At 65.1% G+C, this 21,590-nt stretch carries 21 protein-coding genes and 1 riboswitch; of the genes, 12 read left to right on the plus strand and 9 right to left on the minus strand.

Features of this window, described 5'->3' with window-relative positions; all coding sequences use genetic code 11:
- Window positions 1-22: 22 nt before the first annotated feature.
- The 10 genes from AKL02_RS19700 to AKL02_RS19745 all read left to right on the plus strand — a co-directional run bounded on the left by AKL02_RS19700 (window position 23) and on the right by AKL02_RS19745 (window position 10,121).
- Window positions 23-517 carry a hypothetical protein gene (locus tag AKL02_RS19700; RefSeq protein WP_083079330.1) on the plus strand — a complete coding sequence of 165 codons (495 nt, stop codon included), beginning with the start codon at window positions 23-25 and terminating at the stop codon, window positions 515-517.
- 140 nt (window positions 518-657) lie between these two features.
- The gene (locus AKL02_RS19705; RefSeq protein WP_078551102.1) at window positions 658-1,362 is read left to right on the plus strand and encodes an ABC transporter ATP-binding protein; all 705 of its coding nucleotides are present in this window, start codon (window positions 658-660) and stop codon (window positions 1,360-1,362) included.
- Window positions 1,363-1,366: 4 nt separating this feature from the next.
- Window positions 1,367-3,730, plus strand: a complete 2,364-nt coding sequence (locus AKL02_RS19710) for an ABC transporter permease (protein WP_165757034.1) — start codon at window positions 1,367-1,369, stop codon at window positions 3,728-3,730.
- A 3-nt stretch (window positions 3,731-3,733) separates the two neighbouring features.
- The gene (locus tag AKL02_RS19715; protein ID WP_083079335.1) at window positions 3,734-4,951 is read left to right on the plus strand and encodes an efflux RND transporter periplasmic adaptor subunit; all 1,218 of its coding nucleotides are present in this window, start codon (window positions 3,734-3,736) and stop codon (window positions 4,949-4,951) included.
- A 209-nt stretch (window positions 4,952-5,160) separates the two neighbouring features.
- Window positions 5,161-5,269, plus strand: a riboswitch (guanidine-I (ykkC/yxkD leader).
- Between the two features lie 96 nt (window positions 5,270-5,365).
- Window positions 5,366-6,433, plus strand: a complete 1,068-nt coding sequence (locus tag AKL02_RS19720; protein WP_083079338.1) for a putative urea ABC transporter substrate-binding protein — start codon at window positions 5,366-5,368, stop codon at window positions 6,431-6,433.
- A 56-nt stretch (window positions 6,434-6,489) separates the two neighbouring features.
- Complete coding sequence (locus AKL02_RS19725) at window positions 6,490-7,302, plus strand: ABC transporter permease (protein ID WP_078522763.1); 813 nt, start codon at window positions 6,490-6,492, stop codon at window positions 7,300-7,302.
- Complete coding sequence (locus AKL02_RS19730; RefSeq protein ID WP_083079341.1) at window positions 7,299-8,090, plus strand: ABC transporter ATP-binding protein; 792 nt, start codon at window positions 7,299-7,301, stop codon at window positions 8,088-8,090. The genes AKL02_RS19725 and AKL02_RS19730 overlap by 4 nt, the downstream gene beginning before the upstream one ends.
- Before the next feature lie 103 nt (window positions 8,091-8,193).
- Window positions 8,194-9,468: an agmatinase family protein gene (locus AKL02_RS19735; RefSeq protein WP_146673635.1), complete on the plus strand. Its 1,275-nt coding sequence runs from the start codon at window positions 8,194-8,196 to the stop codon at window positions 9,466-9,468.
- A 3-nt stretch (window positions 9,469-9,471) separates the two neighbouring features.
- A complete protein-coding gene (locus AKL02_RS19740; protein ID WP_078551097.1) occupies window positions 9,472-9,960 on the plus strand; it encodes a hypothetical protein in 489 nt (162 codons plus the stop codon).
- Window positions 9,957-10,121, plus strand: coding sequence for a peptidase M23 (locus tag AKL02_RS19745; RefSeq protein WP_108722435.1), 165 nt, complete (start codon window positions 9,957-9,959; stop codon window positions 10,119-10,121). The genes AKL02_RS19740 and AKL02_RS19745 overlap by 4 nt, the downstream gene beginning before the upstream one ends.
- 44 nt (window positions 10,122-10,165) lie before the next feature.
- Here AKL02_RS19745 and AKL02_RS19750 read toward each other — a convergent pair whose 3' ends face one another.
- The 7 genes from AKL02_RS19750 to ehuB all read right to left on the minus strand — a co-directional run bounded on the left by AKL02_RS19750 (window position 10,166) and on the right by ehuB (window position 16,270).
- A complete protein-coding gene (locus AKL02_RS19750; protein WP_083079344.1) occupies window positions 10,166-10,879 on the minus strand; it encodes a maleate cis-trans isomerase family protein in 714 nt (237 codons plus the stop codon).
- Window positions 10,879-12,054: a M24 family metallopeptidase gene (locus tag AKL02_RS19755; RefSeq protein ID WP_083079347.1), complete on the minus strand. Its 1,176-nt coding sequence runs from the start codon at window positions 12,052-12,054 to the stop codon at window positions 10,879-10,881. Before AKL02_RS19755 ends, AKL02_RS19750 begins: the two co-directional genes overlap by 1 nt.
- Window positions 12,047-13,093: a pyridoxal-phosphate dependent enzyme gene (locus AKL02_RS19760; protein WP_083079350.1), complete on the minus strand. Its 1,047-nt coding sequence runs from the start codon at window positions 13,091-13,093 to the stop codon at window positions 12,047-12,049. Before AKL02_RS19760 ends, AKL02_RS19755 begins: the two co-directional genes overlap by 8 nt.
- A gap of 102 nt (window positions 13,094-13,195) precedes the next feature.
- Window positions 13,196-14,011: an ectoine/hydroxyectoine ABC transporter ATP-binding protein EhuA gene (gene ehuA / locus AKL02_RS19765; RefSeq protein WP_078522757.1), complete on the minus strand. Its 816-nt coding sequence runs from the start codon at window positions 14,009-14,011 to the stop codon at window positions 13,196-13,198.
- Complete coding sequence (ehuD, locus tag AKL02_RS19770; RefSeq protein WP_078541419.1) at window positions 14,011-14,682, minus strand: ectoine/hydroxyectoine ABC transporter permease subunit EhuD; 672 nt, start codon at window positions 14,680-14,682, stop codon at window positions 14,011-14,013. The genes ehuA and ehuD overlap by 1 nt, the downstream gene beginning before the upstream one ends.
- Window positions 14,683-14,685: 3 nt before the next feature.
- Window positions 14,686-15,351 carry an ectoine/hydroxyectoine ABC transporter permease subunit EhuC gene (gene ehuC / locus AKL02_RS19775; RefSeq protein ID WP_078551092.1) on the minus strand — a complete coding sequence of 222 codons (666 nt, stop codon included), beginning with the start codon at window positions 15,349-15,351 and terminating at the stop codon, window positions 14,686-14,688.
- 76 nt (window positions 15,352-15,427) lie between these two features.
- Complete coding sequence (ehuB, locus tag AKL02_RS19780) at window positions 15,428-16,270, minus strand: ectoine/hydroxyectoine ABC transporter substrate-binding protein EhuB (protein ID WP_083079353.1); 843 nt, start codon at window positions 16,268-16,270, stop codon at window positions 15,428-15,430.
- Window positions 16,271-16,681: 411 nt separating this feature from the next.
- On the opposite strand from ehuB, the gene AKL02_RS19785 reads away from it, so the two are divergent.
- Together AKL02_RS19785 and AKL02_RS19790 are read left to right on the plus strand one after the other, a co-directional pair.
- Window positions 16,682-17,386: a GntR family transcriptional regulator gene (locus tag AKL02_RS19785; RefSeq protein WP_083079356.1), complete on the plus strand. Its 705-nt coding sequence runs from the start codon at window positions 16,682-16,684 to the stop codon at window positions 17,384-17,386.
- A gap of 171 nt (window positions 17,387-17,557) precedes the next feature.
- Window positions 17,558-19,456 (plus strand): glycoside hydrolase family 15 protein, encoded by a 1,899-nt coding sequence (locus AKL02_RS19790; RefSeq protein ID WP_165757035.1) that lies wholly within the window; start codon window positions 17,558-17,560, stop codon window positions 19,454-19,456.
- 65 nt (window positions 19,457-19,521) lie between these two features.
- Here AKL02_RS19790 and AKL02_RS19795 read toward each other — a convergent pair whose 3' ends face one another.
- The gene (locus tag AKL02_RS19795; protein WP_083079362.1) at window positions 19,522-20,526 is read right to left on the minus strand and encodes an SDR family oxidoreductase; all 1,005 of its coding nucleotides are present in this window, start codon (window positions 20,524-20,526) and stop codon (window positions 19,522-19,524) included.
- Window positions 20,527-20,706: 180 nt separating this feature from the next.
- Window positions 20,707-21,504, minus strand: coding sequence for a response regulator (locus AKL02_RS19800; protein WP_078522750.1), 798 nt, complete (start codon window positions 21,502-21,504; stop codon window positions 20,707-20,709).
- Between the last annotated feature and the right edge of the window lie 86 nt (window positions 21,505-21,590).

The following is a 21,590-nucleotide window of genomic DNA, read 5'->3' on the forward strand; positions in this document are numbered from 1 at the left end:
GTCCCGTTAAGCGAAGGCCAGAATGTCCCAGACCGATCGTCTCAAGACCGACTGTTCCCAATGTGCAGCCCTGTGCTGTCTGGTGCTGGCCTTCGACAAGGGCAAGGATTTCGCCTTCAGCAAGAACCCCGGCGAGCCCTGTCGGCATCTCTGTGGGCACGATTGCTCGATCCACGACAAGCTGACGCAGGAAGGGATGGCGGGCTGCGTCGCCTATGATTGCCTAGGTTCCGGCAACCGTGTCGTCCAGGAGGTCTTCGGCGGGCAAACCTGGCAGAGCGAGCCGCGCCTGATGCCGGTGATGATGGAAGCCTTCTCCGCCATGCGCGAGGTCCATAAGCGGATCGACCTGCTGCGCGCCGCCGAGACCCTGTCGCTGGATGCGAGCGACGAGCGCAAACGGCGCGACTTCCTCGACCATCTCGAGCAGCACGAATGGACCCATCCCGAGCTGAACGAATTCGAGTTCGGACTGGCGCTCGAGATCGACCTCTTCTTCCACAGCCTCAGCACGTAACGCGCCCCTGCGCCTCGATGCGGCGGGGCCACGCTGAAGCGCTCAACTCCCCGCCAGAGCCGACAAATTTTGACTGCCTGAAGAAGCTGTGATCTGATCTGGGTCGGGCACTTTGCCCGATCTATCTCAAGAGGCCGAGCGTGCAGCCTGCCTTTCGCACCGAAGCATTGTCGAAGACCTACGGCGAAGGTCCTGCCGCGGTTCACGCGCTCCGAGAGGTGACGCTGGAAATTCCGCGCAGCGAGGTCGTGGTGCTGCTGGGCCCCTCGGGCAGCGGCAAATCCACCTTTCTCAACATCATCGGCGGGCTCGACAGGCCAAGCTCGGGTCAAGCGTGGTTCGGCGATCAGAACCTGACCGAAATGTCCGACCGGGCGCTGACGCAATATCGGCGCAGCCATGTCGGCTTCGTCTTCCAGTTCTACAACCTGATGCCCAGCCTCACCGCGCGCGAGAATGTCGATCTGGTGACCGAGATTTCGCATGACCCGATGGATGCGGGCGAGGCGCTGCGATTGGTGGGGCTGGAGGAACGACTCGACCATTTCCCGGCGCAGATGTCAGGCGGCGAGCAGCAGCGCGTCGCCATCGCGCGCGCCATCGCGAAGCGCCCGGCGGTGCTGTTTTGCGACGAGCCGACCGGGGCGCTCGACAGCACGACGGGGCGGCGCGTGCTGCAGGTACTCAACGATGTGAACCGCGAGCTGGGCACCACCGTTCTGATCGTCACCCATGCGGCGGCGACGGCAGCGATGGCGCATCGCGTGCTGCATTTCACCGATGGCCAATTGCGCGAGACGATTGTCAACGAGACCCGCGCCGATCCTGCCGAGATCGAATGGTGAGCCGATGGCCCTGACCGTTCTCCATCGCAAGCTCTTCCGCGACCTCTGGCGAATCCGGGCGCAGGCGCTCGCGATCTCGGCGGTCGTGGCTCTGGGCGTGATGGTGCAGGTGATGATGGCGGGGCTGACCGATACGCTCACCGTCACCCGCGACGCCTATTTCGAGCGGCACCGGCTGGCGCAGGTCTTCGAGCCGCTCACCCGCGCGCCCAGCTCGATGATGGAACAGGTCAACGCCATTCCCGGCGTGCTGGCCGCCGAAGGCCGTATCAGCGGCTTCGGCCGGATCGATGCAGACGGCGGCGAGCCGGTGCAGGCGCGCATCCTGTCGCTGCCCGGTGCGGCGGGGCTCAATGGCATCCTGATGACGGCGGGACGCAAGCCCATCGCCGGGCGCAGCGACGAGGTCGTGCTGCTCGACACGTTCGCAGCCGCACGCGGGATCGCGCTTGGAGATACGCTCGGCGTCACCGTCGAGGGCCGCCACCAAAAACTGCAGGTCGTCGGTTTCGCCCGCGCACCGGAGTTCCTGTTCATGCCCGCGCCGGGCGAATTCTTCCCGACCGATGGCCGCTTCGCCGTGATCTGGATGGAGCGCAAGGCCGCTGCCGCCGTGCTCGATCTCGACGGCGCGTTCAACGAGGTGCTCGCGCTCACCACGCGCGAACGTCCCCGCAAGGCGGTGCTCGCCGATCTCGACCGGCTGATGGCGCCCTATGGCGGCGGCGCAGGCTATGTGCAGGACCAGCAGACCTCGGCGCGCTTCATCGAGGAAGAACTCAAGGGCCTGCGCCAGTCGCGGGTGTTTCTGCCGCCGATCTTCCTCGCCGTTGCGGCCTTCCTGCTCAACGTCACGATCACCCGGATCGTGCAGGCCGAGCGGCGCGAGATCGGGTTGATGAAAGCCTTCGGCCATAGCGGGGCGGAGATCGCGGGGCATTACCTAGAAATGGCGCTGATGATCGCCTTCGCCGGCGCGCTGCTCGGATCGGCCCTGGGCGTGATGCTGGGACGGTCGATCACCGGGCTCTACATGGAATTCTACAAATTCCCCTATCTCGTCTTCTCGATGCATCCCGGCCCCTTCGCCGGGGGCCTCGCCTTCTCGCTGATCGCCGCCGCGCTCGGTGCGGCGATTGCGCTGCGCACGGTGTTCCGCCTGACGCCCGCCGAGGCGATGCGCCCGCCTAACCCGCCCGATTTCACCCATGGCCGCGTCGGCTTCCTCGCGATCGTCACGAGGGTCTTCGACCAGCCGGGACGGATGATCCTGCGCCAGATCACGCGGCAACCTGTACGCAGCCTCGGCACCGTCGCGGGCGTGGCCGCGGGCCTCGCGCTGAACATGGCGATGCTGATGATCTATTCGGGCTTCGATCACACGATGGATGTCACCTTCGGCTTTGCCGACCGCTCCGACGCGACGGTGAGCTTCATCCACCCGGTCTCGCGCGATGTGACGCATGAGATTGCGCACCTGCCCGGCGTGCTGGAGGCCGAGCCGACGCGCTACGTGCCGGTCCTGTTCCGCAACGGCGTCATCACCCATCGCGGCGAACTCACCGGCCTGTCCGAGGATGCGCAGCTCAACCGCGCGCTGCGCCCCGATCTGGAGCCGATCGCCTTGCCCGCGCAGGGCGTCGTGATCTCGCGGGGGCTCGCGGATGTGCTGAAACTTCAGCCGGGCGAAAACCTCACCGCCGAAGTCACCGAGGGCCGCAAGCGGACCCTCTCGCTGCCGGTCGCCGCGATCTCCGACACCCTGCTGGGCGCTCCAGCCTATATGCGCCTCGACTCGCTGACCCGGGCCGTGGGCGAGGCGGACCGGATCACCTCGGTCTCGATCCGCACCGAGGGCGCCCCGTCGCCGGAGCTTCTGCACGAGCTGCGCGAGCGCCCCAAAGTCGCGGGCGTCTCGATCAAATCCGATAGCCTGGCAGCTTTCCGGGAAATCGCCGACGAGGGCGCGGGCCAGATGCGCTTCGTTTTCGGCGCGATCGCCTTCGTGCTGAGCTTCGGCATCGTCTACAACGCCGCGCGCAACGCCTTTGCCGAACGCGCGCATGAATTGGCGAGCCTGCGCGTCCTTGGCTTCACCCGCGGAGAGGTGACGCTGATCCTGGCCGGGGAGATCACCCTGCTGGTCGCCTGCGCGCTCCCGGTCGGCATCTGGTTCGGCTGGACACTTGCCAAGTTGATCGCACGCGTTTTCTCCAATGAACTCTACCGGGTCAGCGTCAGCTTCGATCTGCCCAGCATCGCGACGGCGGTGCTGGTCGTGGTTTCGGCGACGCTGGCCTCGATCCTGATGTTGCGCCGCGCGCTGGATCGGTTGAACATGATTTCGGCGCTCAAGGCGAGGGACTGACCCGTGACACCAAAACCCCGGACCAGATGGCTCATTCTAATACTGATCGGCCTGATCGCGGCGGGCGCAATCGCCGCGCTGCTTTGGCCGCAGCCGCAGACCGTCGATATGGGCGAGGTCACGCGCGGCCCGATGAAGCTCGTGATCGAGGATGATGGCCGGACCCGCGTGAGCGAAAGCTATACGGTCTCGACCCCGGTCAGCGGCAGGCTGCAGCGGCTCGATATCCATGTCGGCGATCATGTCGTCGCGAATGAGACGGTCGTCGCCCGGATGCGCCCCGCCCTGCCCGCCGTTCTGGATGCGCGCAGCCGGGCGCAGGCAGAGGCCGCGCTGGCCGAGGCCCAAGCCGCGCTGAGTGCCGCCGAGGGCGATTACCGCGCCGCCGTCGCGATGCGCGAACAGGCCGATAGCGATCTCGCGCGGTCGCAGCGGCTCGCGCTTTCCGGCACGATCAGCCAGTCCAAGCTGGACCGCGATCAGATCAATGCCGATTACGCCGCCGCGCAGGAAGCCGCCGCGAAAGCTGCCATCGCGATGCGCGAGGCGGCGCTGGCTTCGGCGAAATCCGTGCTGCAGAACGACGCTGCCGCGAACAACAGCGACGGGGTCGAGCCGATCCCGCTTTATGCGCCCGCGACCGGAACGGTGCTGCAAATCCTGCAGGAAAACGAGACCGTGCTCTCTGCGGGCTCCCCGATCATGGAGATCGGCGACATCTCGGAGGGACTCGAAGTCGTCGCCGATCTTCTTTCACGCGATGCGGTGCGCGTGCGCCTCGGCGATCCGGTGGAGATCACCGATTGGGGCGGGCCGGACGTGCTGGAGGGCAAGGTGGTCCGCATCGATCCATCGGGCACGACGAAGGTCTCCGCCTTGGGCGTCGAGGAGCAACGCGTCGGCGTGGTCATCGCCTTTACCGGCGACGCCGCACAGCGGGCCGGTCTGGGCCACGGCTTTCAGGTGACCGCCCGGATCGTGGTCTGGCAGAACCCCGACGCGCTGCGCGTCCCGTCGAGCGCGCTGTTCCGGCGCGGCACCGGCTGGGCCGTCTTCAAGGTCGAGGACGGGCGCGCGCGGGAAGTGAACGTGAAAATCGGGACCGATAACGGCACCTATGCCGAGCTTCAGGACGGTCTGAGCGAGGGCGACAAGGTCGTGCTCTATCCGGTCGAGACGCTGGAAGACGGCTCGCCGGTGGAAGCGCGTTCGGGAGGGTGAGGTGCGCCTCACGCCCCGCCCCTCCCACCTCGCGAGGAATCACGAAGCCGCGCAAAAAGCACACCAACCGATCAAAGTGGCTTGGGGCGACGCCCAAAAAACCATCACTTGAGAGTTTTTTGCGCCCAAATGCCATGCGAGCCGCAATCGAGACGGCATTTTCCCCCTCTCCACCTTTGGAAACGCACCAAGGTCATGCCCGAATGAACCTGCAGGGCGCTTAGGGTTCCGTTGCCGACAAGGCAGGTCTGGTCCGAGAAGTGCCACCCACGCGGCAAATTCCGTGCGGGCACACGGCGGGCCAAAATCCCGGGAGATTACTGCGCAGGTCTGACCCGCGCCTCATCTCTTGTTCCGCCAGCGGGTCGGCCTCTACGCCATATGACGGCGGGACGCATGCCAACGGGGAAGACCATGACCAGAACGAAATTCCTGTCCGCCACGGCCCTCAGCTTGGGCGTTCTCGCCGCCTCTCTCTCGCCCGCGATGGCCGAGCAGAAAACCGATTTCAAACTCGCATGGTCGATCTATGCCGGCTGGATGCCCTGGGGCTATCTGGAGAGCTCGGGGATCATGGACAAATGGGCCGAGAAATACGGCATCACCGTCGATATCGTTCAGATCAACGACTACGTGGAATCGATCAACCAATACACCGCAGGCGGCTTCGATGGCGTCTCAGCGACCAACATGGACACACTCTCGATCCCGTCGGGCGGCGGTGTCGATACGACCGCGCTGATCGTCGGCGACTATTCCGACGGCAATGACGCGATCATCTCGAAGAAAGCGACCTCGATCGAGGAGCTGAAGGACACGAAGGTGAATCTCGTCGAGCTGTCGGTCTCGCATTACCTGCTGGCACGCGCGCTCGACAAAGCCGGGCTGGCCGAGAAGGATCTGGCCGGTGTCGTGAACACCTCCGACGCCGACATGATCGCCGCCTTCGCGACCCCCGAGGTCGAGACTGTCGTGACGTGGAACCCGCTGGTGTCGGAAATTCTCGACACCAACCCCGATGCGAACAAGCTCTTCGACAGCTCGCAGATCCCGGGTGAAATCCTCGATCTGATGGTGGTGAATACCGAGACGCTCAAGGACAATCCCGATTTCGGCAAGGCCGTGGTCGGCGCCTGGTATGAGGTCATGTCGAAGATGGCCGCAGGCGACGAAGAGGCCCTGACCGCGATGGCCGAGGCTGCCGGCACCGATCTCGAAGGCTACAAGGCCCAGCTCGCCGCGACGGCGATGTTCTACGATCCGGCCAAGGCGGTCGAGCAGGCCTCGAGTGCGGAGATGCCCGAGACCATGACGACGGTCGCGAACTTCCTGTTCGACAAGGGCATCCTTGGCGTGGATGCGCCCTCGGCCGATTTCGTGGGCGTCGAATATCCCGACGGCTCGGTGACAGGCGACGAAGCCAACGTGAAGCTGCGCTTCGACACCACCTACATGCAGATGGCGGCCGACGGCGCGCTTTGATCTGACTTGCCCGGCCTTCGGGCCGGGCCCTTTTCCGACAATTGCCGAAAGCGCCCATGCGTCTGCTCAACCGACATCCGACCCGGCCCACCGGCATCCTGCTGGCCGCGCTGCCCTTCGTGGCGGTGCTGATCGCCTATTGGATCGGCTCGGAAATCCGGCTTGCGGCGAACCCGCAGGACAAGCTGCTGCCCGCGCCCGAGACCATCATGAACACCGCCGGGCGGCTGTTCACCGAGCCGAACAAGCGCACCGGCGAAATCCTCCTCTGGGCCGATACTTTCGCGAGCCTGCGGCGTCTGGCCTTCGGTGTCGGCATCGGGGCGCTGATCTCGCTGACGGTCGGCGTCGGGATCGGGCTGCTGCCTTATGTCCGGCGCGGATTGTCGAGCTTCGTCGCGGTGCTCTCGATGGTGCCGCCGCTGGCGCTGCTGCCGATCCTGTTCATCGTGTTCGGACTGGGCGAGACCTCGAAAATCGTGCTGATCGTGATCGGCATCACACCCTTCCTGATCCGCGACCTCTCGCAGCGGGTGCTCGACATTCCGCACGAAGAGATCGTGAAGGCGCAGACGCTGGGCGCCTCCACATGGGTCATCGCGCTGCGCGTGGTGCTGCCGCAAATCCTGCCGCGCCTGATCGCGGCCATCCGCCTGTCGCTTGGCGCCGCGTGGCTCTTCCTCATTGCCGCAGAAGCCGTCGCGGCCGAGGTCGGTCTTGGCTACCGCATCTTCCTCGTCCGGCGTTACCTCGCGATGGATATCATCCTGACCTACGTCATCTGGATCACGCTGCTCGCCTTCCTCATCGACTTCGCGCTCAAGACGCTCTCACGCAAAGCCTTCCCGTGGCTGGGAGGTGGGCTATGAGCTTCGTCACCGTCCGCGATGTCTTCCAGGAATACGACGGTCGCCCGATCATCGAACGCGTCAATCTCGACGTGGCCGAGGGCGAGTTCGTCTCGATCGTCGGCGCCTCCGGCTGCGGCAAATCCACCTTCCTGCGGCTTCTGCTGGCCGACGAGACCCCGACGCGGGGCCGCATCACCGTCGATGGCGGCACGCCTGCGCGCGAACCGGGCCGCGAGCGCGGCGTGGTGTTTCAGAAATACTCGGTCTTCCCGCATATGACGGTGCGCGACAACATCGTCGCCGCCGAGAGTTTCCCGAAAGGCTTCGGCTGGTTTCGTGGCGCGAAGCTGCGCGAGGCCCGGGCCCGCGCCGATGAGGTTCTCGAGCGGATCGGGCTGGCCCATGTGGCGAAGAACTACCCCTCGACCCTCTCGGGCGGGATGCAGCAACGCCTCGCCATCGGGCAGGCGCTGCATGCCCGCCCGCGCATCCTGCTGCTCGACGAGCCCTTCGGCGCGCTCGATCCGGGTACGCGGCTCTCGATGCACGAATTCCTGACGCAGCTGCGCGCCGAAACCAGCATGACCGTCTTCATGGTCACGCATGATCTGGGCGAGGGCTTCAAGCTGGGCGACCGCGTTCTCGTGTTCGACAAGACCCGCTGGGATCCGGATTATCCCGAACGCTACGGCGCGACGATCACCTATGATTTCGACGCCCGCGATCACGGCATTCCGTATCAGCACATCCTCGACAAGATCCCGTCTCTGGCCGCCGCAGGCGAACCCGCACCCGCGCCGGACTGAGATCAAAGTTTCACCGCGCGCGCCGCTGGGCCCCGCGCGCGGGCCGCCGCCAAGGTCCAGACAGCCTGCCCCGATCCGGGGCTTCGATAGATTGGAGACAGAGATGTTCCATGACCTGCCAGGCGGGCGATCGCGCCCGCACCACCCGCAAGCGGCCATCGCGGCGCATGCCCTGCGCGAGCGCCGCCAGCACCACCCGGACCTGACCAAGCTCGCCGGCTGGAAGGCGATGCGCAAAGAGGCGGAACTCCCCGAGGGCCGCTGGGACGAGGAACGCCGCTGGGCGCTGCGCATGGGACTGACCGGGGCCGACAGCATCGAGGACAAGTCGATCCCGACCTTCGCACGCGGCGAGCTGCCCCATTACGCGGGCATCAACACCTTCCTGAAAGCGCCCTATGCCGAGGACGTGCTGGAGGTCTCGCATTACGACGCTACCGTCCTGGGCATCCCCTTCGACGGCGGCACCACTTACCGCGCGGGCACCCGCTTCGGGCCGCAGGGCGTGCGCAAGATCTCCGCGCTCTACACGCCTTACAACTACGAGATCGGCGTCGACCTGCGCGAGCAGATGACGCTCTGCGATGCGGGCGACGTGTTCACCATCCCGGCGAATATCGAGAAGAGCTTCGACCAGATCAGCCGCGCGGTCAGCCACGTCTTCTCCTCGGGCTCGCTCCCGATCATGATCGGCGGCGACCACTCGATCGGCTTTCCCTGCGTGCGCGGCATCGCCGAATGCACCTCGAAGAAGATCGGCATCGTCCATTTCGACCGCCATGCCGACATTCAGGAGAAAGACCTCGACGAGCGGATGCACACCACGCCGTGGTTCCACTCGACCAACCTGCCCAACGTGCCCGCAAAGAACCTCGTGCAGATCGGCATCGGCGGCTGGCAGGTCCCGCGCGAGGCGGTGAAGGTCGCACGCGAGCGTGAGACCAACATCATCACCATGGGCGACATGGAGAAGATGGGCATCGACAAGACGATCGAGATGGCGCTGGAGATGGCGTGGGACGGGGTCGACATGGTCTACATGTCCTTCGATATCGACTCCATCGACTGCGGCTTCGTGCCCGGCACCGGCTGGCCCGAACCGGGCGGCTTCCTGCCGCGCGAGGCGCTGGCGCTGGCCTCGGGTATCGCCGCCGAGGGCATCTGCGGGATGGAGTTGGTCGAGGTCGCGCCGCCCTATGACGTGTCCGACATCACCGCGTTGATGGGCACGCGGGTGATCGTGGACGTGCTGGGCTCACTGGTGGCCAATGGTAAACTCGGCGCGCATCGCAAGCATATCGACAAACCCGTCTCGCTGCCCCATGGCGAATTCGAGGGCAAGCGCTGGTCGAATTCCGAACCGCATAAGGTGGGCTGAGCCATGCCGCATGATCACGCCCCCCACGGGCACCATCACCACCACGATCACGGGCACAGTCACGGGCATTCGCACGACCACGCGCATCACGGGCATGGTCACAACCACGCCCATGGCGAGCATCTGCACAGCCACATGCATCACGAGGACGAGGCGGCGGACCTGCAGGTTCTGGCCACCCAGTTCATCGACGGCTTCATGCAGGCCTCCGACAAGACGAGCTATCTCAAGCTCGCGGGCGTTCCCTTCGAGCGTCCTTCGTCCACGGGGCCGAAATCGCTGAAACTCGTGGATGTGGAGCTGAAGACCGAATGGCAGGTGGGCACCGCCTCGCCCTCCTTCGGCTCGCGCGAACTGTCCTACCTTCCGTTCCCGGGCGAGATGGTCCGCGAACGCACCAACATGTCGCTGATCTACGTGTCGATGGACGAGAAATCCGTCCTCGACATCCGCGACTTCCTGACACAACGCAAGAAAGAGATCGACCAATGAAGACCAGCTTCGCAACGCTTCTGGGCGCAATGGCAGCAAGCCCGGCCCTCGCGCATTCCGGCACGCATTTCCATACCCACGGTGTCGAGCCGATGCTGATCGTCGGCGTCGCCGCCCTCGCGGTCTATGGCATCGTCGAATTCGTCAGATCGCGCCGCTGATTTTTCGAAACGACCTTACAAGGCGCCCCGACGGGCGCCTTGTTTCACTTCGGCTCCCCCAGCCCCGCAAGCTTTCGCATATGCCAAGCCAGCGCCTGGTTCGAGCTGAGCACCGGCATCCCGAGCTCCGCTTTCAGCTCCGGCAAAATCCGCCGCGTACGCAGGTTGGTACAGGACAGGAAAATCCCGTCCAGTTTGGCCTGCCCTGCAAGGTTTCGTGCCGCCTCGGCAATCGAGGCCGGGTCGATCCGCGCCACCCGCGCCTCCACCTCCTCACCGAAAGACAGGGTCGCTGGAACGGTGATTCCTGCAGCGACGAAGGCCGACCGCAGAGGCTCCGCAACCGAGGCGACATAGGGCGAGACGATGCCCACGCGCTCCAGCCCGAGATCCGAAATCGCAGCCAGCGCGGCGCTCAGCGGATCGGTCACATGCCGCGTCGTGACGCCCGCCATGACATTCGCCCGTACCTCGTCCGGCCCGATCAGCGCCGCGCCCGAGGTGCAGCCATAGCCCACCACATCGAACGTCGCCGCAGGCGGCAGCAGCGCCGCCGCGCCGCTCAACGCACGCTCCATCTCGGCGATGCTCGACGGGGTCAGATCATCGCCCGAATGGACGCGCGTGACATGCATCCGCGCGTCGTCCGGTGGGATATAGCTGCGGAATTCGTCCTCGATGGTCTCGTCCACGCGCAGCACGATCAGGCCCATCGTGGGCGTGGCGTCTTCGCGAAGGCGATAGGGGAAATCGGCCATCAGCTCAGCTCCGGCAGGGTTTCGGGGGCGCGCGGCGACAACAGCTCCGCCCCGGTCGCGCGCAGGACGATGTTTTCCTCATGAACCAACAGGCGGCGCGGGCCATCCGCAGTCTCGACCCACGCGCCGGGCTCGAGCGTCAGCACCATGCCCTCGCGCAGTTCGGTGTCGTCGCGCGGAGTGAAGGACGGCCATTCCGTCAGCGTGATCCCCAGCCCGTGGCCCAGACGCCCACCACCCGCCGCGACACCGCGCGCCGACAGCCCTTCGACCAGCAGACGATGCGCATCATTCGCCCGCATCCCGGGCCGTAGCTGCGCCATTGCCGCCTCGGTCACCTCCCACAGCGCGGCATGGGTGCGCCGCACCGGATCGGACACCGGGCCGACCGAGAAATTGCGATCGAAGTCGCAGAAATGCCCGTCGCGCACCGCGCCGGTATCCAGCATCAGCACATCGCCCGCCTGCAGCGGCTCGGGCCCGGCAGGCGAGATCACATCGTCATAGCCCGACGGCCCCGCCGCCCCGGCGACGTAGCTGACCCAATCAGCCCCCTCCTCCAGAAGCGCCGATTGGAAGGCGCGGAAGATGCCGTCGAGCGGACGCCCCTGCCCCGCGAATTCGGGCACGCGGGCGAAAGCGCGACCCGCGATGGCGCAGGCCCTACGGATCTTCTCAATCTCGGCTGCGCTCTTGATCTCGCGCACCCGCTGAATCGCGGCGGTGCCGTCGATGAAGCGCCGCGGCGCGATACGCTCCGCGAGCCGCGCATAATCCGCGAGCGGCATCCGCAGCTGCGTCTCCAGCCCCATCGGCACCCCGATCCGCGCGCTCTCGGGCAGCAGATCGCAGAGCGTCTCGGCAAGTAGGCTCACCCCGTCATCCGTCGGATCGGGTGCCTCCCAAGTGCGAACTTGCGTCATCCATGTGCGGCCCATCAATTCCGCCCCGATGGAGGGGATCACCGCGACCGGGTCACCACTGGCCGGGACAATCACGAACCACGGGCGCGCGGGGCTTTCCCAGAACCGGGTCAGGAAGCCCGTGACGTAGAAGATATCCGCAGCCGAGGTCAGGAACAGCACATCCAGACCCTGTGCGCTCATCTCGGCCTGAAGTCGGCTGACGCGGGTGCGAAACTCCTCGGCCGGAAAGATGAGCGAGCGCTCAGCCATCTTCCGGGCCTTCGCTGAGGATAGCCAGCACGTGCGCCTCGGGGCCCAGCGACAGCCCGGCAAGCAGAGCCGCCAGCCCGGCCCCACCCGAAGGCGTCGTGGCCAGCCCGTGCGCTGCGAGGATATCGACGCCGGACTGCGCCTCGGCTTCCGTGATCGTGGCGAAGCGATCCGCATCGCGCGACAGACTCGCCAGCGCCACCATCGAGGGCGTCTTGCAATCGAGCCGTCCCATCGAGGAAACCGGCCCTTCCGTACTCACCAGATGCCCTGCGCGAATGCTCTCAATCAGCGCAGGCGCCGCATCGGGTTCGACCACGATGATCTCAGGCCCGTCGCCCCAAGCCAGCCGCGAATGGGCCGCGACGGCGGCCGCGAGACCGCCGACCCCGGCCTGCAGCAGGATATGTGTCGGCGGCACGTCGATCTGCGCAACGGCCTCCGCGGCAAGCTGAGTGTAGCCCTCCATCACCCGCAGTGGCAGGTCGACATAGCCCTCCCACGAGCTGTCCGACAGAAGCGTCCAGCCGTTCTCGGCGGCGGCCGTCTCGGCGGCCTCCATGCTCGCTTGATACTCCGCGCCAGCCCGCACGACCTCGGCCCCGCGTGCCTCCAACCGCGCGGCGAAGGCTGCGGGCACGGTCTCGGCGAGATAGATGATCGCGCGGGCCCCGAATATCCGCGCGCCTGCCGCGACCGAAAGGCCGTGGTTACCCGCGCTGGCTGCGACATAGGTCTCTCCGGCGAGGGCCGTTTGCAGGTCGCCGCCTTCGGCCCTCGCCGCCGCCTCCCGGGCGATCGCATGGACCGCGCCCAGCGCCTTGAAGCTGCCGAGCCCCATGCGCGCACGCTCGTCCTTGATCCAGACCTCGCCGACCCCGGCGCGCTCCGCAATCTCGGGCGCCGCGCGCAGTGGGGTCTCGCGATGGGCCGGACATTGGGCGAGCAGGCGGGCCACGCCCGAGGCATCCGCGATCGGCTGGATGCCTTCCGGGTCGAGCCCATCACCGCGCCAGGGATTGTCTATGATGATCGGCATGTCGGACCCTCGCTGCGATGAAAGCAGGCCCATAAGGCAACGAGACGTCCGCGCACGCAATGACCTTTTCAGACAGGCCATTGCGCGACATCGTGAGGCGCGTCAGTCGGCTTCTTTCACCGCCGAGAGGAATTGCTGCGTGCGCTCTTTCTGCGGGTTGCCGAACAGATCCTCGGGGGCGCCCTGCTCCTCGATCTTGCCGTCGAAGAAGAAGCAGACCCGATCCGAGATGTCCTTCGCGAAGCCCATCTGGTGCGTCACCATCAGCATCGTCAGATTGTGCTTCTCCACGAGCGACCGGATCACGTTGGTCACCTCGCCGATCACCTCCGGGTCGAGCGCGGAGGTCACCTCGTCGAACAGCATCACCTTGGGACGCATCGCCAGCGCCCGCGCGATTGCGACGCGCTGCTGCTGACCGCCCGAAAGCCGCGAGGGATGCTGGTCGCGCTTGTCGGACATGCCCACGAGCTCCAGCAGTTCTTCGGCCCGTTCGCGCGCCTCGGCCTTCTTCATGCCCAGCACCTGCACCGGCCCTTCCATGCAATTCTCTAGCGCGGTCATATGCGGGAAGAGGTTGAAATGCTGGAAGCACATGCCGATCTGGCTGCGGGCCTTGCGCAGATATTTGCGGTCCGCGGGCACCAGCTTGCCGTTTTTCTCCATATGAGTCAGCGGCTTGCCGTCCACGTAGATCACGCCCTCGTTGATCGTCTCGAGCGTCATCAGCATCCGCAGCACGGTCGTCTTGCCCGAGCCGGAGGGGCCGATGATCGTGACCATTTCCCCCTCGGCCACGTCGAGATCGAGCTGGTCGAGCACCACCAGATCGCCATAGCGCTTGGTGACTTTCAGGAACCGCACCATCGGCACATTGTCGCCCGTCAGTTCGAGCGGATAGTTCGAAAGGTCTTCCATCATTTCAATCCGAGTTTACGCCGCACGCGATCCTCGAAGACGCGGATCAGGGCAGCGGTGGGAAGCGAGATGGCGAGGAAGATGATCCCCACCAGCGTATAGGGTTCGAGATAGCGATAGCTCGACGAGCCGATCGCATTCGCGGTGTGCATCAGTTCTGCCACCCCGATCACCGAGAGCATCGGCGTATCCTTGAAGATCCCCACGAGGTAATTGCCCATCCCCGCCAGCGCGGGCGGAATGGCCTGCGGGATCACGATGCGCCAATAGGTATCGCGGGTCGACATGTTGAGCGCGGTGCAGGCCTCCCATTGGCCTTTCGGCACCGCGTCGAGACCGCCGCGATAGACCTCCGACAGATAGGCCGAATAGTGCAGCCCGATCGCGATCATGCCCGCCGTCCACGGCCCCAGCTTCAGACCGAATTGCGGGCCGACGTAATAGACGAAGAAGATCTGCAGGATCAGAGGCGTCGAGCGGATGAACTCGATGAATTCGCGCACGACCTTGGTCAGCACCCAGTAGGGCGTGCGTTGGGCCAGCGCGAAGACCATGCCCAGCACCACCGCGATGGCATAGCCGAAGCCCGCTGCCATCAGCGTATTGAGCGTCGCATGCATCAGCTTGGGCAGAATTTCCCAAGTGAATTCCCAGTTCCAGTTGAACCCCATGGATCAGGCCCTCCCCAGCTTGCGCCGCATGACCAGCTCCAGCCAGCGCATGAACGGCGTCACGATGAAGCGCGCGAAGACGTAGTAGATGATCAGCGCGGTGCCGAAGGTCTGCGCCGAGAGGAAGGTGGAGCCGTTGATCTGCTTCGCTTCGAACATCAGGTCCGACACGGAGATCAGCGCAACCAGCGCGGTGTTCTTCAGCAGTTCGATCAGCAGGTTGCCCCAAGGCGGCAGCATGTTGACGAAAGCCTGCGGCAGGATGATCCGCCACATCCGCCTCATCGGGCTCATCGACAGCGCATAGGCCGCCTCCCACTGCCCTTTCGGCACGGATTGGATGCCACCGCGCACCAGCTCGGCGCCGTAGGCCCCGAGGTTCATCCCCACCGCGACGAAGCCCGCGGTGAATTTCGGCAGCGTCAGCCCGAACAGCGGCAGCACGAAGAAGATCCAGTACAGCTGGACCAGCAGCGAGGTGCCGCGGAAAATTTCGATATAGACGACGGCGATGCCCCGGATCAGCCCGTTGCGCGAAAGCTTCATAAGCCCGGCAACAAGCGCGATGACGATCGCCAGAGCGGAGGCCAGGAAGAACTGCCCCGCCGTCACGAGCGTGCCGTCCCAGAAGCGCGGCCCGTATTCTTTCAAAAATTCTATGTAACTCATTCCCGTCCCGCCCCGGCGGTGAATGTCAAAATGGACGGGCCATGCGCTGGCCCGTCCATGTCTTCAGCAGCTGCGCTTAGCGCATCTTGCAGACTTCAGCCGAAGTCTTGTCGCCCGGCAGGTTGTCCTTGGAATAACCGTATTCCTCGACAGCCTTCATCATCGCGTCCGAACCGAGATACTTCTTCTGAGCTTCGTTGAACTTGTCGACGAAGTCCTGATCCGCCTTGCGGAAGCCGATGCCGACCCAGTTCTGCGTCCATTCGGGAAGCTGGCTCACGTCCGACACTTCAACCGAACCGTCCGATTGCTTGGCAAGGTTCTGCGCGGTGAAATAGGTCACGCCACCTGCATCCGCGCGGCCCGCTTTCACGGCAGCGAGGATTTCGGTCGGACCCGGCACGGTCATCACGTCGCCATCCGGGATGCCGCCCTTGGCTGCGGATTCCACCTGGTTATAGCCCGCACCCGTCACGAAGGTCGCGCCAGCCTTGGCGATCTGCTCGTAGTTGTTCAGGTTCTTCGGGTTGCCCTTCGGCACGATGAACGCATCGCCCACCTTCGCCATCGGCTCCGAGAACGCGACGTTCTGGCAGCGCGAGTTGAGGATGTAGAGACCGCCCGTGACCATGTCGAAGCGGTTCGCGTTGAGGCCCGGGATCAGCCCGCCCCAATCGGTCACGACGGGGGTGATGTTGTCATAGCCCATCTCGTGGAGCACACCCAGAACATAGGCGTTCACGAAGCCCAGCGGCTTGTTGTCTTCGCCCGGATAGGCCCACGGAACTTCGTTCGCAAAGCCGATGCGGATCGGCTCGCCAGAGTTGATACGGTCCATCAGGGGTCCGGCCAGTGCGGCGGTGGCGCTCATCGCGAGGCCCATACCGGCAGCGGCGACAGATTTCCAAATCGATTTCATGCGTCTCTCCTGTTGGCTCTTGTTAACGGAAAGCCGAAAGCCTTCCGCGCTTGATGTACACAACACCTATGAGATTCCGGGGAGTGTCAAGCAGATCACATTGATTATACAGGGTTGCCAGACAGATATCGTGGGCTTGTGAAGTTCCCTGCGCAGATGTTGTGCACCAATATTGCCCAATATCGCAGCGTTGAACACGGAACGCGCATATCTCGCGCGCCCGTGCGGACCCAGTGCGGGCCCCGTACAGGTCCTGTGCGGGCAACAACCTCCATATCGGGCCGATTGCTCCGCCCCCACAGGCGCAATATGTGAAATCGGAATGCCTTTTGGGCCGTCGCCGCGAAGCAGATTGACCTGCGCGCCGCCGCCGCCGATCATGGCCTTCGCGCGAAGAGACGACAAAACCCGATGAACGAGATACCCCTGATCCCTCGGCAAACCGAACCGGAACGACTGCGTGGCCGCGACCGCTTGGATCTCATCCATGCCGAAATCCGTAGCCGCATCTGCCTGCTCGACTACCCGCCCGGCATGCGCCTGTCGGAAACCGCGCTGGCGTCCGAATTCGGCATCTCGCGAACACCGCTGCGTCGGGTGCTGGCGCGGCTCGAGGATGACGGGTTGCTGCGCTCGGTGCACGGGGTCGGCACGTTCGTCACCGATGTCGATTACACCGAACTGGCTCAGGTCTTCCGGCTGCGGCGCGAACTCACGGTGCTGCAGACCACGCTCGACCCGGTGCCGCCAAGCGCCGCGCTGATCGCGTCTTTCGTCAGGCTGCAGGAACGCGGCCGCGCCCTTGTCGATGCACCCACCGCCCGCGCTTTTGCCGAGCTGGACCGCGACACCTTCCTCTGCCTGCTGGACCTGACTGCAAATGCGCCGCTGAGGGAAATGTCGGAGGCGCTGTATTTCCGCACGGCCCGGATCTGGCTGCAGCAGGTCACCGCCTCGCAGATCGACCTGATGCAGGAGATCGAGATCTACAATGACGAGCTGCGCGACATCCTGCGCGCCTTGCGGCTCGGCGATCTCGACGCACTCGGCCATATGCGGCGCGGCCATATCTCCATGAGCTTCGCGCGGATGCCCGTCCTGATCAAAGCGCCCTAGCGGACGACTGGAGGCCGCAGCCTCCGCGACCGGGTTTACCCCACGCGCGGCTCTCGAACGCACACGGTTTGTTCAAGGAACTGCGGCGCGGCGGGTCCGTTCGATCACTGAGAGGGATGTGATTGTCTCCGGGGGGCGACGCCCGGAGATGCGACGAAGGACATGCATTCCATGACCGATCTCACCCGCCCTTCCGCCGACCGATCCGCGAAGACCACGCCCGATCCGGACAGCCCGCCGCTGCGCTTTCTGGAAGGGCGGCGCGGCTATCTCCCCATCGGCGATTACGCGGTCATCGGGGACACGCGCACGGCGGCGCTGGTGGCCCGCGACGGCGCGATCGATTGGCTCTGCGGCCCCGATTTCGACGGCGATCCGGTCTTCGGGCGGCTGCTCGACCAGTTTCGCGGCGGGACGTTCTACCTTGGCCCGGTGCCGGATGCGGACCGCCCGACCACCCCCGAACGCGCCTATGAAGACTACGGCCCGATCCTGACCACGACCCACCCGACCGAAGCCGGCCAGCTCAAGGTCACCGACTTCATGAACCTGCCAGACTCGCTCGAAGAAGCGGCGAGTTTCGGGCGCTCCGTCGTGCGGCTGATCGAGGCGCAGGAGGGCGACGCCGAAGTGGAAATCTGCATCGCCCCACGCTGCGATTACGCGCTGAATACCCCCAATTTCATCCGCCGCGGCCCGGGCAGCTGGCAATTCACACAAGACGGCGACATCGTCCTGATCGACAGCTCCATCGAGTTGGAAATCGAAGGCTCGGGCCGGCTGAACGGGCGCGGCACGCTCGCCGCTGGAGAAGAAGGCTACGTCACCCTCACGATCACCCAAGGCGGCCACGGCCATGTCGGGGGAATGGACGCGGCCCACAAGACGCTCGCCGCGACCCGCGAGGCATGGCGCAAACGGCAGTCCAAGACGGATTTCGGCGATGGGCCGTTCTCCGGGGCGCTCAAACGCTCGCTGATGGCGCTGCAGCTGCTGGTCCATGCCCCCACCGGCGCCGTGATCGCCGCGCCGACGATGGGCCTGCCGGAGGTGATCGGCGGTATCCGCAACTACGACTATCGCTATTGCTGGCTGCGCGACGCCTATTTCGTGCTGCATGCCTTTCTCGATCAGGGCCTGACCGGCGAGGCCGACGCGTTCTTCCGCTGGCTGATGGCGGCCACGCGCGAAACGGCGCCAGAACTGGGCACGCTCTACACGGTGCAGGGCGACAGTGACGTATCCCTCCACAAACTGCAGACGGTCGAGGGCTATCGCCGCTCGGCCCCGGTGCAATTTGGCAACGGCGCTGCGACACAGCTGCAACTCGACGCCTATGGGTCGATGATCATGGCCGCGCGCGCCTATGTCGAAGCGGGCGGCGAGCTGCATCCCGGCGAAGGTATCCGGCTTGCGAATTTCGCGGATGTCGTGGTCTCACAATGGACCCGGCCCGACAACGGCATCTGGGAAATGCCCGATCCGCGCCGCCATCATACCTATTCCAAGGCGATGTGCTGGGGCGCGCTGAATGCCGTCATCGCGCTGGTCGAACGCGGTGTGATCGATGCCGACACAAAGCTTTGGAAAGCCGAGCGCGCCGCGATCAAGGCGCTGATCCGGGAAGAAGCGTGGAATGAGGAAATCGGCGCCTTCACCGGCGCGATTGGCGAGGACTGGCTTGATGCGAGCGTCCTGCTGATGCCGCGCATCGGGGTGATCGCAGCCGACGACCCGAAGATGGCCGCGACCTACACCGCGATCCGCGAGCGGCTTGGCACGGGCGTCCATCTGCGGCGCTACGACCTGCGGGAAGACGGGCTGCCAGGCGTCGAGGGGTATTTCAACGCCTGCGGCTTCTGGGCAGCGGATTACCTCGTGCGGGCGGGGCGGCTCGACGATGCGAAGACCCAGATCGAGTGGATGCTGAAAGCCACGACCGATCTCGGTCTGATGTCCGAGGAACACGACCCCGAAACTGGCGCGCAGCTGGGGAATTTCCCGCAAGGGCTGTCCCATGCCGGGATGATCGCGGCGATCACCGCCTATCGTTCGGCCGTGAAGGGCTGATCGCTCACTCCCAAAAAGAAACGCGCGCCGCTCGGCGCGCGTTCTTCAAATCTTTTTGCGGGTGCTCAGCCACGGTGCCGTGACGCGGCGAAGACTGCCCCCAGCATCAGCCCCGCGACCAGCGCCGCACCACCGCCCGCGACGAGCCGCGAGCCGCCATGCTCGGAGATCACAATCGCCGGAGAGCTGTCGCTCGCCTCGTCGGAGAACCGCCCCCGCGCCTCCCAATCGCCATCGACGCTGTCATAGAGATTGTCCGCCCGGGTAGGATCGGCGGGTTCCTCCGTCTGCTGCCCGGTAATCGCCGTGCGCGCCAGATATAGGTCGCCCAGCTCCGGCGAGATCTTCTCCGACAGGATCGCCTTCACCGCCGAGAAACCCAGCCAATATTCCCGCTTGGGATGGAAGGCCGCGTGATGGATGCCATCCGCGATCAGCTCCGGCTGGAACACAGGGGCGACCGGGCGCGGACGGTTGGGCAGCTTGTTGCGCGCCCAGTCGAATTGCGGCGTGTTCACCGCCGGCAGGTGGCAGACCGTGATCTTCACGTCGGACTTCTCGTGGATCAGCTCGGAGCGCAGGCTGTCGGTGAAACCCACGATCGCCGCCTTCGCCGCGCAATAGGCCGATTGCAGCGGCACCGCGCGATAGGCCAGCGCAGAGCCTGTCTGCACGATCGTGCCCCACCCCTGCTGGCGGAACCGCTTCAGCGCGGAGAGCGTACCGTTGACGGTCCCGAGATAGGTCACTTCGGTCACGCGGCGATATTCCTCGGGCGTCATCTCGGCCACGGGCGACAGAACCGTGACCATCGCGATATTGATCCAGATGTCGATCGGACCGAAAGCGCGCTCGGCGGCGACAGCCGCGGCCTCGACCGCATCGGCATCGGCAACATCGAGCGGCTGCACGAGGGCCTCGCCGCCCTTCGCGCGAATTTCCTCCGCCGCTTTCTCGAGCCGCGCCTTGTTGCGCGCGATCAGGGTGATGCGGTTGCCTTTGGCGGCGAAGCGGCGCGCGACGGCGCGTCCCACGCCTGCGGATGCGCCGGTAATCACGATATTCGTCATGGGGCGGCTCCTTCGGTCTGAATGGGTTTCGTCAATTCGTCTCTGAAGGAAGAACCGCGCGCGGCTGCCGCTGGTTGCAGGGACGCGGCTTCAATCTGTAGTGCACGCGACCCGCATGTGAAAAAAGGCAGCCCCGATCCCCGGAGCCGCCTTTTTCATGTGTTTCGCCTGATCCCGCCGTTAGGCCGCAAGCGTCTCCGTGGAGGAGAAGAACATCGCCTGGCTGACAGCCGACTGCACCTGGCTCTCGGTGTAGGGCTTGGTGATCAGAAAGGCGGGTTCGGGCCGCTCGCCGGTCAGCAGACGCTCCGGGAAGGCCGTGATGAAGACGACGGGCAGCTCGTTGCCGAACTGCGCGAGAATGTCGTTCACCGCGTCGATGCCCGAGGAATTATCCGCCAGCTGAATGTCGGCAAGGATCAGGTCGGGCTTGTCGGTCGAAGCAAGCTCCACCGCTTCGGTCCGGGTCCGGGCGATACCGGTGATCTGGTGCCCCATATCCTCGACGATGGCACGAATATCCATCGCGATGATCGCCTCGTCCTCGATGATCATCACCTTGCCCGCGACGGAGGTTTCCATCTCGCGGATCGCGATGTCGATCAGTTCCTTCGCCTCGTCGGTGTCGACCTGCATGATCGTGCCGATCTCCTCGACGCGGAACCCTTCGATCGAGTGCAGCAGAAGTGCCTCACGCGTGTTCGGCGTGAGCGTCGACATGTGATCCTGCGCACGTGCCGACAGCCGGTTGTCCGGCTCGCCCAGCGGCGCACCGGCGGAGGCCCAGACCAGATGGAAGGCGTGGAACAATGCGAGCTTCGGATCGTTATTCTCGAAAGGCGTCGTGTCTTCGAGTATGGCCTCGAGCGTAGCCGCGGCGTATCTGTCGCCGCTGTCCTGGCTGCCGGTAAGGGCTCGGGCGTAGCGCCGCAGATACGGCAGGTTGGCTCCGATGGTGCCGGCGATGTCTTCGGACATGAAAACCCCCTTTTGCGTTTTTTCGGGAACCAAACTCTCTGGCCCCGCGTTCGGTTCCGTGCAAAATGAGTGGGATCGAAACCGGA

Source organism: Thioclava electrotropha (assembly GCF_002085925.2).
Lineage (GTDB): Bacteria > Pseudomonadota > Alphaproteobacteria > Rhodobacterales > Rhodobacteraceae > Thioclava > Thioclava electrotropha.

Coding starts and splice junctions, on each gene's coding strand:
- AKL02_RS19750 (WP_083079344.1), bottom strand. CDS start 10,879: ATGGCCGATTTCCCCTATCGCCTTCGCGAAGACGCCACGCCCACGATG.
- AKL02_RS19730 (WP_083079341.1), top strand. CDS start 7,299: ATGAGCTTCGTCACCGTCCGCGATGTCTTCCAGGAATACGACGGTCGC.
- AKL02_RS19740 (WP_078551097.1), top strand. CDS start 9,472: ATGCCGCATGATCACGCCCCCCACGGGCACCATCACCACCACGATCAC.
- ehuC (WP_078551092.1), bottom strand. CDS start 15,351: ATGAGTTACATAGAATTTTTGAAAGAATACGGGCCGCGCTTCTGGGAC.
- AKL02_RS19745 (WP_108722435.1), top strand. CDS start 9,957: ATGAAGACCAGCTTCGCAACGCTTCTGGGCGCAATGGCAGCAAGCCCG.
- AKL02_RS19725 (WP_078522763.1), top strand. CDS start 6,490: ATGCGTCTGCTCAACCGACATCCGACCCGGCCCACCGGCATCCTGCTG.
- AKL02_RS19795 (WP_083079362.1), bottom strand. CDS start 20,526: ATGACGAATATCGTGATTACCGGCGCATCCGCAGGCGTGGGACGCGCC.
- ehuA (WP_078522757.1), bottom strand. CDS start 14,011: ATGGAAGACCTTTCGAACTATCCGCTCGAACTGACGGGCGACAATGTG.
- AKL02_RS19800 (WP_078522750.1), bottom strand. CDS start 21,504: ATGTCCGAAGACATCGCCGGCACCATCGGAGCCAACCTGCCGTATCTG.
- ehuB (WP_083079353.1), bottom strand. CDS start 16,270: ATGAAATCGATTTGGAAATCTGTCGCCGCTGCCGGTATGGGCCTCGCG.
- AKL02_RS19790 (WP_165757035.1), top strand. CDS start 17,558: ATGACCGATCTCACCCGCCCTTCCGCCGACCGATCCGCGAAGACCACG.
- AKL02_RS19735 (WP_146673635.1), top strand. CDS start 8,194: ATGTTCCATGACCTGCCAGGCGGGCGATCGCGCCCGCACCACCCGCAA.
- AKL02_RS19720 (WP_083079338.1), top strand. CDS start 5,366: ATGACCAGAACGAAATTCCTGTCCGCCACGGCCCTCAGCTTGGGCGTT.
- ehuD (WP_078541419.1), bottom strand. CDS start 14,682: ATGGGGTTCAACTGGAACTGGGAATTCACTTGGGAAATTCTGCCCAAG.
- AKL02_RS19755 (WP_083079347.1), bottom strand. CDS start 12,054: ATGGCTGAGCGCTCGCTCATCTTTCCGGCCGAGGAGTTTCGCACCCGC.
- AKL02_RS19760 (WP_083079350.1), bottom strand. CDS start 13,093: ATGCCGATCATCATAGACAATCCCTGGCGCGGTGATGGGCTCGACCCG.
- AKL02_RS19785 (WP_083079356.1), top strand. CDS start 16,682: ATGAACGAGATACCCCTGATCCCTCGGCAAACCGAACCGGAACGACTG.
- AKL02_RS19700 (WP_083079330.1), top strand. CDS start 23: ATGTCCCAGACCGATCGTCTCAAGACCGACTGTTCCCAATGTGCAGCC.
- AKL02_RS19710 (WP_165757034.1), top strand. CDS start 1,367: ATGGCCCTGACCGTTCTCCATCGCAAGCTCTTCCGCGACCTCTGGCGA.